Genomic DNA, 9,674 nt, shown 5'->3' with positions numbered 1-9,674 from the left:
GCGGCCGTCGGCGCCTCCCGCGCGGCCGTCGACGCCGGCTGGTACCCGCACACCAACCAGGTCGGCCAGACCGGCAAGCAGGTCTCCCCGCAGCTCTACATCGCGGCGGGCATCTCCGGTGCGATCCAGCACCGGGCCGGCATGCAGACCTCGAAGACCATCGTGGCCGTCAACAAGGACCCCGAGGCCCCGATCTTCGAGCTGGTCGACTACGGCGTGGTCGGCGACCTGTTCCAGGTGCTGCCGCAGCTCACCGCCGAGGTGAAGGCCCGCAAGGCCTGAGCCGTCGGACCGAATCGGATCGGACGGACACAGACCGCGAAGGGTGTGGCACCGGGTGCTCGGTGCCACACCCTTCGTCGTTCGCCCCGTCCGCGGGCGCCGGAGCGGCGGCCCGTAGAGTCGGCCCGACGGTGCGGGACCGCGGTCGGCGATCCGGCGGATGCGGCGGATGCGGCGCGACCAGGGTGAGACGAGGGCGAGGACGGAAGCATGGCACTGCTGACGGCACTTCAGGGCGGTCACGGCGACGCGGCGGACGCGCTGCGGATCGACGGCCGGGCGCTCTCCCGGGCGGACCTGCTGGGCGCGGCGACCGCCGTGGCCGACCGGGTGGCCGGGGCGCCCGCGCTCGCCGTGCTCGCCGGCCCCACCGTGGACACGGTCATCGCCGTGGTCGGCGGGCTGCTGGCGGGCGTTCCGGTGGTTCCGCTGCCACCCGACTCGGGGCCGAAGGAGCGCGCACACATCCTGCGCGACTCCGGCGCGGCGCTGCTCGCGCACGCCGCCGGGCAGGTCCCGCCGGAGGGTGTTCCGGTGGAGGCCGTGCCCGTCGACCCCGCCGAGCGCTCCGCCACCGCTTACGCCGAGCCGGCCGCCGACGCGACCGGCTTCGTGCTCTACACCTCGGGCACCACCGGCGCGCCCAAGGGAGCGGTGATCAGCCGGGCGGCGATCGCCGCCGACCTGGACGCCCTCGCCGCCGCCTGGCAGTGGACCGCTGACGACACGCTCGTCCACGGCCTACCGCTGTTCCACGTGCACGGCCTGCTGCTCGGTGTGCTCGGCGCGCTGCGCACCGGCAGCCGGCTGGTGCACACCGGACGGCCCACCCCGGCGGGGTACGCGACGGCGGGCGGCAGCTTGTACTTCGGCGTCCCCACCGTCTGGTCCCGGCTGGCCGCGGACCGGGCCTCGGCCGCCCGACTGGCCTCGGCCCGACTGCTGGTCTCCGGCAGCGCACCACTGCCCGTACCGGTGTTCGAGAAGCTGGCGGCGCTCACCGGGCATGCCCCGATCGAGCGCTACGGGATGACCGAGTCGCTGATCACCGTCAGCACCCGGGCGGACGGCGAGCGGCGCCCGGGCAGCGTCGGATTGCCGGTGGACGGGGTGCGCACCCGGCTGGTCGGCGAGGACGGCGAGCCGGTGCCGCACGACGGGGAGAGCGTGGGCGAGCTGCAGGTTTGCGGCCCGACGCTGTTCAGCGGCTACCTGAACCGCCCGGACGCCGATGCCGAGGCCTGGACGGCGGACGGCTGGTTCCGCACCGGGGACGTCGCGGTGATCGGGGCTGACGGCTTCCACCGGATCGTCGGCCGCGCCTCGGTGGACCTGATCAAGAGCGGCGGCTACCGGATCGGCGCCGGCGAGGTCGAGGCCGCCCTGCGCGATCACCCGGCGGTCGCCGACGCGGCGGTGGTCGGCGCGCCGGACGAGGACCTCGGACAGGCGATCGTCGCCTACGTGATTGCGGACGGCCCCGTGACGGGGGAACAGCTGACGGCCTTTGTGGCCGAGCGGCTCTCGGTGCACAAGCGGCCGCGCCGGGTCGTGCTGGTACCCGAACTGCCCAGGAACGCACTGGGAAAGGTGCTGAAGAAGCAGCTGCTCGCCGAGGCCGAGGGCCGTTGATGAGGGGTCGTCGGCTCACCTCGCGGTGACGGGACCTCACCCTGATGCCCCGTCGGTGCTCACCGCTCGTGAACCCTTCCTTTGGCGCACTCCGCTGCGCGCCGTGAGCGAACGCGTGCTTAACGTGACACGCAGGCAGAACTGAATCCCTGGCGACATGCCGCGGCTTCCGGTCGCAGGGCCGGAGGCCGTGGCATGCCGGAGGGGGTCTGCCGAGCGTACGAACCGGCGAGAGCCGGGGCGTACCGCGTGTCCGCAGCAGTTTCCGCAGCCGCCCGCCGGGCGGCCGTTCGCACCAGTGCGTTCGCAGCAGTGAAGGAAGTCAGCAGGATGACCACCGTCAACACCGGCTCGCCGGATTCCGCCGACGAACCGATCGGGCAGCACGCCTCCGCCTCCGCCACCGCCACCGCCGACCGTTCCGGACGTCCCGTCCGTCCCGCGCGGGCTGCGCGGGCTGCGCGGGTCCGTCGGGGGATAGCGATGGCGGCCGTGATCGCGGTCGGCACCGGGGTGATCGGCCTCGGCACCGGAGTGAGCCCCGCAGCCGCGGAGCGGGCACCGGCGCACGCCGGGTGGGACGGCTCGCGGTACTGGTTCAAGAACAGCCAGGGACAGTGGCGCTGGACCACCCACTACAGCGTCTACCTGGCGCGGACCGGCGCCAAGTCCTCGTCGGGCTCCGCGTCGAACTCCTCGGCGACGTCCTCCGGGAAGTCGGGCGGGGGGATCAAGCAGGGCTGGGACGGCTCGCGGTACTGGTTCCGCAACAGCAAGGGCGAGTGGCGCTGGACCAGCCACTACGACGTCTACCTGGCGCGGACCGGCGGGGGCTCGTCCTCCTCGGGCTCCTCCGGCTCGTCCGGCTCCTCGGGTTCGTCCCAGGGCTCGGTGGCGGCGGACCGGAACGTCGAGACCGCCGTCGAGTTCGCGCTCGCCCAACTCGGCAAGCCGTTCAAGACGGCGGGCAACGGGCCGGACGGGTACGACTGCTCGGGCCTGGTGCAGCAGTCCTTCCGGCGCGGCGGCATCCGCCTGCCCAGGGTCGCCAACGACCAGTACGAGGCGACCACGCCGATCAGCGCGAGCCAGCTGCGCCGCGGTGACCTGCTGTTCTGGTCGCCGAACGGCACCCGGCGCGGCATCCAGCACGTGGCGATCTACCTGGGCAACAACCAGTACGTCGAGGCCGCACGGCCGGGGACGAAGATCCGGATCTCGACCATCAGCAAGGGCTACTACCCGGCGTACATGGGCCGGCCGTAGCGGTCCGCCGGTCCGCCGGTCCGCCGGTCTACCGGTCAAGCGGTAAGCGCGTCGGGGGCGCCGGTACTCGATCCGGCGTCCCCGACGCGCCCTCACCGGGGGCGTCGGAGCCCCGCCGGGCGCGACGTCAGAGGTCGGCCGGGCGGGGAACCGCGCCGCGGGCGCCGAGCGCGGTGACGGCGAAGGCCCCGGCGGCCACGGCGGTGGCGGCCGCGTCGCCGAGCGCCGCGCCGCGAGCGAGCCCGGCGGCCAGGGCGCCGCAGAAGACGTCGCCGGCGCCGGTGGTGTCGACCACCCGGACGGCGGGCGCGGGCAGCAGCGCGACGTCCTCCCCGGTGACGACCAGGGCCCCCTCGCCGCCGAGGGTGACCACCGCTCCCTCGGCGGCGCGGGCGAGTGCCCGGGCGGCCTCGGCGACGGTCGCGGCGCCGGTGAGCTGGCGCGCCTCGACGGCGTTGGCGACCACCAGCGGCCGGCGGCCGGTGGGGCCGGGCCCGGGCAGCGCACCGGCGGGGGCGGTGTTGTGCAGCCAGCGGGTGCCGCCGTTCGGGCCAGCGGCGGGGAGGGCGGCGGCCGCGGCGCGGATGCACGCCGCGGGGACCTCGTTGCTGGTGAGGACCACGTCGACGGGGAGCAGGTGGAGCCGGTCCAGTGCGGCGGTGACCTCCTCCGGCGTCAGCTCGGCGTTGGCGCCCGGGACGACCACGATGCTGTTCTCGCCGGACGGATCGACCATCACGATCGCCTGACCGGTGGGCGCATCGGGGTGCGTGAGCACGGCGCCCGCCTGGACCTCCGCGCCCCGCAGATCGGCGAGCGCCGCCTCGCCGTCGGCATCGCGCCCGATCTTGGCGATCAGGTGGGTCGCCGCGCCCATCCGGGCCGCCGCCACCGCCTGGTTGCCGCCCTTGCCGCCGAAGCCCCGGTCGGCGGAGGTGGTCAGGACGGTCTCGCCGGGGGAGGGGAGCACGGGGCAGCGCAGGATCCGGTCCGAGTTGACCGAGCCGATGACGACGACCCGGCCGGCGGGAAGCAGCTTCATCGTTCCTCTGTACGCGGCGGGGCTCGGGCGGCGCAAGGGGCACTCGCGGTCGCGGGGGCCGGCCGGTGGTCCGGTGAGCGGGTCGCGGTGGACGGATCCCCGAGGACGGACGGCGGAGCACAGGGGGGCGGGAGCACCGGGAAGCGGGAGGGCGCAGGGGCAGCGCGCGCGGCGTACGGGTGGGGCGCGCACCGGAAGTCGGCCGGTCCGACGTCCTGTGCGCACGGCGTACTGTCGGAGGGCGGCTCTGCGGTCGGACGATCCGCATGCGTTCCGGTCCGGGCCCCTGGCCTGGGCACATGCCGCTGTCAAGGGGCGAGCCGGGGGCGCGCGGGCGGGCGCGTCGGGCAGGCATGGGGAGCGGCGTGGTGCGGGTACCACCACGGGTGGCGCTGGTTCGGCCGACGGGGGCGCTGCCCGGTGCGCATGGCACCGGGGCAAGTCGAGGGCAGGGGACGTTGTGATCGTCTGGGTCAATGGCACATTCGGGGCGGGCAAGACGAGTGCCTGCCGCGAGCTGGTGGAACTGCTGCCCGGGAGCGTGCTCTTCGATCCCGAGCTGGTGGGTTTCGGTCTTCGCCGGATGCTCCCGGCCGACCGGTTGGCCGCGGTGTCCGACTTCCAGGACCTGTCGGCCTGGCGCCGGCTGGTCCCCGAGACGGCGGCCGCGCTGCTCGACGAGGTCGGCGGCCCGCTGGTGGTCCCGATGACCCTGCTCAGAGAGGACTACCGGGACGAGATCTTCGGCGGTCTCGCCGCCCACGGGATCGCGGTGCACCATTTCGTCCTGGATCCCGAAGAAACGATCCTGCGTGACCGCATCACGCGTCGTGAGGAATGCCCCGGCGATCCGGCGGGCAGCGAGCGGGTCCGCGCGTGGTGCCTGGAACACCTTCCCCGCTACCGGGCCGCCCGCCGCTGGCTGGTCGGCGACGCCCGGATGATCGACAGCAGCGAGCTCACCCCCCGCGAGACCGCGCACCGGATCGCCGAGCTCGTCCGGGTCGGCGCCGCGCGCTGCCCGATCGTCCAGGCCCCGGACCCGACCGGCGACACCGTGGCCTCCGCCGTGCTGTTCTTCGACGAACAGGACCGGGTGCTGCTGGTCGACCCGGTGTACAAGCCCGACTGGGACTTCCCCGGTGGCGTGGTCGAGCGCGGCGAGGCCCCGACCGACGCCGCCCTGCGCGAGACCGCCGAGGAGCTGGGCCTGCGGCTCGACCCCGGCACGCTGCGGCTGATCGCCGTCGACTGGGAGCCCCGCACCGGCCCGCGCCGGGGCGGCCTGCGACTGGTGTACGACGGCGGGCTGCTGGACGGCGCGGGCCGGCAGAACCTGCTGTTGCAGCAGGAGGAACTGCGCGGCTGGCGGTTCGTCACCCTGGACGAGGCAGCCGACCTGCTGCCGCCGAGCCGCTACCGGCGGCTGGCCGCCGCCCTGGAGGCGCGGCGGAGCGGGGAGCTGCGGTACCTGGAGGCGGGGTGCCGGGTGGCGCTGGGGCTGGCGAGCGCGGCGGACGCGGCATAGGCCCTCGGGCCGGGACGGGCGGCGGGCAGGGGGGTGGGCGGTGGGCGGCGGGCGGTAGCCAGGCGGTGGTGGGCGGTAGGCGGCTGCGCGTGCCGCCCTCGGTTCGCCCGGCGGGCGGGCTGGGCGTCAGGATGGGGGCATGCCGTTCACGTTCAGTCACCCCGCCGCCGTCCTGCCCCTGCTGCGCGCCGCCGGGGAGCGCGGCCCGCTGGTGGCCTCCGCTCTGGTCGCCGGGTCGATGGCGCCGGATCTGCCGTTCTTCGCGGAGTCGCTGCTGCCCGGGGTCTACCGGCACGGCGGGCTGCTGCACCGCTGGTGGGCGGTGCCGACGGTGGACGTGGCGGTCGCCGCAGCGCTGGTGGCGGGGTGGCACGGGCTGCTGCGGGCACCGCTGGTCGGGCTGCTCCCCGAGCGGTGGGCGGGCGGCGCCGAGGCGCTGACGGCCCGCCGGGACGGGGACGGTGGCGTTCGGGCCGCGGACGTGGCCTGGTTCCTGGGCTCGGCGGCGGTCGGCGCGGCCACCCACGTCGGTTGGGACGCATTCACCCACGGTGACCGGCTGGGTGTGCGGCTGGTGCCCGGGCTGGAGCGGACGGTGGCCGGAATGCCGCTGTACGAGGCGATGCAGTACGGGACTTCGGCGCTCGGGCTGGCCGCGGTGGCCGGCTGGGCGGCGCGTACGGTGCGGGCGGTCGAGCCGGTGCTCCCCGCCGTGCGGCCGGCTGCCGGGACGCGGCGGGTGGCTGTCGCGGCGCTGGGCGCGGCGACGGTGGCCGGGGTGCTGCACCGGCTGAGCCCGTTGCGGCGCAACCTCGTCCCGGAGGTCTGCTTCGGTGCCGGGGCCGGACTCGCGGTGGGCGCGGTCTGCTACGCGGCGGCGATGGCGGCCGCCCGCCGGTGGCGGGGCGGGCGGCCGGTGACGGGGCGGGGGTCGGCGGCGGACCCGGCGACCGGCGGCGGACCCGGGGGTCCGTCCCGCCGTCCCGATGTCCGTCAGGCGGAGCGCAGTTCCGCGTAGCGGCGCAGGAACAGGGCCTCGGTGAGGGCCATCCGCTCCAGCTCCTGCGGGTCGACGCTCTCGTTGACCGCGTGGATCTGGGTGGTCGGCTCCTCGACGCCGATCAGCACGATCTCGGCCTTCGGGTAGAGCGTGCGCAGGGTGTTGCAGAGCGGGATGGAGCCGCCCTCGCCGGAGGCGACCATCGCGGTGCCGAAGGCCTCGGCCATGGCCTCGCCCATCGCCTCGTACGCCGGGCCGGTGGTGTCGGCGCGGAACGGGGCGCCGTTGCCCTGGCGCTGGACGGTCAGCCGGGCGCCGAGCGGGATCTGCGCCTGCAGGTGGGCGACCAGCGCGTCCTGGGCGGCGTCCGCGCTCATGCCCGGCGGGACGCGCAGGCTGATCAGCGCCTTGGCGGCGGCCTGGACGGAGGAGGTGGCGCCGATCACCGGCGGGGCGTCGATGCCGAGGACGGTGACGGACGGGCGCGCCCACAGCCGGTCGGCGATGGTGCCGGTGCCGGTCAGGGCGACGCCGTCGAGCACCTTGGCGTCGGCGCGGAACTGCTCCTCCGGGTACTGCACGCCCTCCCAGATCTGGTCGGCGGTGAGGCCGGCGACCGCGACGTCGCCGTTCTCGTCGTGCAGCGAGGCGAGCACCCGGACCAGGCACTGCAGCGCGTCCGGGGCCGCGCCGCCGAAGGCGCCGGAGTGCAGGTTGCCGCCGAGGGTGGTGACCGAGGCCTCGACCACCGTCATGCCGCGCAGCGAGGCGGTCACGGTGGGCAGGCCGGGGGCGAAGTTGCCGGTGTCGCCGATGACGATGGCGTCGGCGGCGAGCAGCTCGGGGTTGGCCTCGGCGTAGCGCTCCAGACCGCCGGTGCCCTGCTCCTCCGAGCCCTCCACGATGATCTTCAGGCCGACCGGGTAGGTGTCCCCGTACACCTGGCGCAGCGCCCGCAGGGCGGTCAGGTGCATCAGGATGTTGCCCTTGCAGTCGGCGGCGCCGCGCCCGTACCAGCGGCCGTCCCGTTCGGTCAGTTCGAACGCCGGGCTGAGCCAGGCGGCCTCGTCGAGCGGGGGCTGGACGTCGTAGTGGGAGTACAGCAGGACGGTCGGGGCGCCCTCGGGGCCGGGCAGCTCGCCGTACACGGACTGGGTGCCGTCCGGGGTGTCCAGCAGCTGGATGTTGGTCAGGCCCTCGGCGGCGAAGGCGTTGGCCACCCAGCGCGCGGCCTTCTGGCACTCCTCGACCGGGAACTGGCGCGGGTCGGCGACCGACGGGAAGGCGACCAGTTCGGCGAGGTCGGTGCGGGCACGGTCCATCAGGGACCGGACGGCGTCGGCCAGGGGCTGTGACATCGGGGCTCCGAGGGGGCGGTCCGCCCGTGGGGTGGTACGGGCGGAGGGGTCGGTTGGGGTACGCCGATCATAGGCGGAGGTGATTGTCGGGTGGTGCTGAGTCCGGGTGGCCGTGCGGACGCATAGGATTGCTCGACGTGACTGACTCCGGAAGCTCCGATTCCCGTAGCCCGCTCGACCGTACGACCGCGGCCACCGCGCCGGTCGGCAGTGAGGCGTCCGCGCAGGTGTCAACGGCGTCCACGGAGGCGTCGGCGGCGTCGGCGGAGCGGCTCGACGGCGTGTGGGACGTCGTGGTGGTCGGTGCCGGGCCGGCCGGGGCGTCCGCCGCGTACGCCGCCGCCGCTCAGGGCCGCCGGGTGCTGCTGCTCGACAAGGCCGAGCACCCCCGGTACAAGACCTGCGGCGGCGGCATCATCGGCCCCTCCCGGGACAGCCTGCCGCCGGACTTCAAGCTGCCGCTGCAGGACCGGGTGCATGCCGTCACCTTCGCGTACGACGGGCGGTACACCCGGACGCGCCGCTCCGAGCGGATGCTGTTCGGCCTGGTCAACCGCGACGAGTTCGACCTGCGCCTGGTGCAGGCGGCCAAGCAGGCCGGCGCGGTGCTGGTCACCGGGGTGACCGTCACCGGGGTCGAGCAGCGCGGCGGCGGGCACCGGACGGCGCTGGTCACGGCGGCGGACGGGCGCACCTTCGAGGCCCGGGCGGTGGTCGGCGCGGATGGCAGCGCGAGCCGGATCGCCCGCCACGTGGGCGTCACCTTCGACCAGATCGACCTGGGCCTGGAGGCGGAGATCCCCGTCCCGCCGCAGGTCGCCGCCGACTGGGCGGGCCGGGTGCACCTCGACTGGGGCCCGCTGCCCGGCAGTTACGGCTGGGTGTTCCCCAAGACCCAGTCCAGCAGCCTGACCGTGGGCGTCATCTCGGCGCGCGGCGACGGCGAGCGGACCAAGCAGTACCTCGCCGACTACATCCGGCGGTTGGGCCTTTCCGGCTTCACCCCGCGGGTCGAGTCCGGGCACCTGACCCGCTGCCGCGCCGAGGACTCGCCGCTCTCCCGCGGCCGGGTGCTGGTCGCGGGAGACGCGGCCGGGCTGCTGGAGCCGTGGACCCGCGAGGGCATCTCCTACGCGCTGCGCTCCGGCCGGCTGGCCGGCGAGTGGGCGGTGCGCGTCGCGGAGGCGGGGGACGCGACGGCGGTGCGGCGCGAGGCGCTGAACTACGCGTTCGCCGTCAAGGCCGGGCTGGGCGTGGAGATGCGCGCGGGCAAGCAACTGCTCGGTGCCTTCGAGCGACGGCCGTACCTGTTCCACCTCGCGGTCTGCCTGGTGCCGGCCGCCTGGCGTGCCTTCGCCCGGGCCACCCAGGGGCACACGACCTTCGCGCGGGTGCTGCGGCAGAACCGGGCGGCGCGGAGGCTGACGGCGATGGCTTCGAGGTAGCCGCTCGGCCGGTGGTCCGTTCGGCCGGTGGGGGGGGGGGGGGGGGGGGGGGGGGGGGGGGGGGGGGGGGGGGGGGGGGGGGGGGGGGGGGGGGGGGGGGGGGGGGGGGGGGGGGGGGGGG

General features: G+C 75.5%; 8 protein-coding genes. 6 read left to right on the top strand and 2 right to left on the bottom strand.

What is annotated here, in order from left to right; all coding sequences use genetic code 11:
- From ACZ4WV_RS35190 to ACZ4WV_RS35180, 3 genes are all read left to right on the top strand, one after another.
- On the top strand, positions 1-282 hold a 282-nt coding region (locus ACZ4WV_RS35190), incomplete at its 5' end, for an electron transfer flavoprotein subunit alpha/FixB family protein (RefSeq protein ID WP_465753141.1).
- A gap of 210 nt (positions 283-492) precedes the next feature.
- Positions 493-1,914, top strand: coding sequence for an acyl-CoA synthetase (locus ACZ4WV_RS35185; RefSeq protein ID WP_465753139.1), 1,422 nt, complete (start codon positions 493-495; stop codon positions 1,912-1,914).
- A 330-nt stretch (positions 1,915-2,244) separates the two neighbouring features.
- A complete protein-coding gene (locus tag ACZ4WV_RS35180) occupies positions 2,245-3,180 on the top strand; it encodes a C40 family peptidase (RefSeq protein WP_465753136.1) in 936 nt (311 codons plus the stop codon).
- Positions 3,181-3,307: 127 nt separating this feature from the next.
- On the opposite strand, the gene ACZ4WV_RS35175 is transcribed toward ACZ4WV_RS35180, so the two are convergent.
- A complete protein-coding gene (locus ACZ4WV_RS35175; RefSeq protein WP_465753134.1) occupies positions 3,308-4,222 on the bottom strand; it encodes a PfkB family carbohydrate kinase in 915 nt (304 codons plus the stop codon).
- Positions 4,223-4,682: 460 nt separating this feature from the next.
- On the opposite strand from ACZ4WV_RS35175, the gene ACZ4WV_RS35170 reads away from it, so the two are divergent.
- Both ACZ4WV_RS35170 and ACZ4WV_RS35165 read left to right on the top strand, forming a co-directional pair.
- Positions 4,683-5,750 carry an NUDIX hydrolase gene (locus ACZ4WV_RS35170; RefSeq protein ID WP_465753132.1) on the top strand — a complete coding sequence of 356 codons (1,068 nt, stop codon included), beginning with the start codon at positions 4,683-4,685 and terminating at the stop codon, positions 5,748-5,750.
- A 139-nt stretch (positions 5,751-5,889) separates the two neighbouring features.
- Positions 5,890-6,768: a DUF4184 family protein gene (locus tag ACZ4WV_RS35165; RefSeq protein ID WP_465753130.1), complete on the top strand. Its 879-nt coding sequence runs from the start codon at positions 5,890-5,892 to the stop codon at positions 6,766-6,768.
- Here ACZ4WV_RS35165 and ACZ4WV_RS35160 read toward each other — a convergent pair.
- Positions 6,744-8,108 (bottom strand): M20/M25/M40 family metallo-hydrolase, encoded by a 1,365-nt coding sequence (locus ACZ4WV_RS35160; RefSeq protein WP_465753127.1) that lies wholly within the window; start codon positions 8,106-8,108, stop codon positions 6,744-6,746. The two genes, ACZ4WV_RS35165 and ACZ4WV_RS35160, sit on opposite strands and share 25 nt — an antisense overlap.
- Before the next feature lie 227 nt (positions 8,109-8,335).
- On the opposite strand from ACZ4WV_RS35160, the gene ACZ4WV_RS35155 reads away from it, so the two are divergent.
- A complete protein-coding gene (locus ACZ4WV_RS35155) occupies positions 8,336-9,553 on the top strand; it encodes a geranylgeranyl reductase family protein (protein ID WP_465753143.1) in 1,218 nt (405 codons plus the stop codon).
- The last annotated feature ends 121 nt before the right edge of the window (positions 9,554-9,674 follow it).

It is taken from the genome of Kitasatospora sp. NPDC029312 (assembly GCF_055569215.1).
The sequence above is the reverse complement of the archived record's forward strand: the minus strand, read 5'-3'. Positions and strand labels throughout refer to the sequence as shown.

Excerpts from the sequence above, each read along its gene's own strand:
- ACZ4WV_RS35185 (WP_465753139.1), top strand. The coding sequence starts at position 493 with ATGGCACTGCTGACGGCACTTCAGGGCGGTCACGGCGACGCGGCGGAC.
- ACZ4WV_RS35180 (WP_465753136.1), top strand. The coding sequence starts at position 2,245 with ATGACCACCGTCAACACCGGCTCGCCGGATTCCGCCGACGAACCGATC.
- ACZ4WV_RS35175 (WP_465753134.1), bottom strand. The coding sequence starts at position 4,222 with ATGAAGCTGCTTCCCGCCGGCCGGGTCGTCGTCATCGGCTCGGTCAAC.
- ACZ4WV_RS35165 (WP_465753130.1), top strand. The coding sequence starts at position 5,890 with ATGCCGTTCACGTTCAGTCACCCCGCCGCCGTCCTGCCCCTGCTGCGC.
- ACZ4WV_RS35160 (WP_465753127.1), bottom strand. The coding sequence starts at position 8,108 with ATGTCACAGCCCCTGGCCGACGCCGTCCGGTCCCTGATGGACCGTGCC.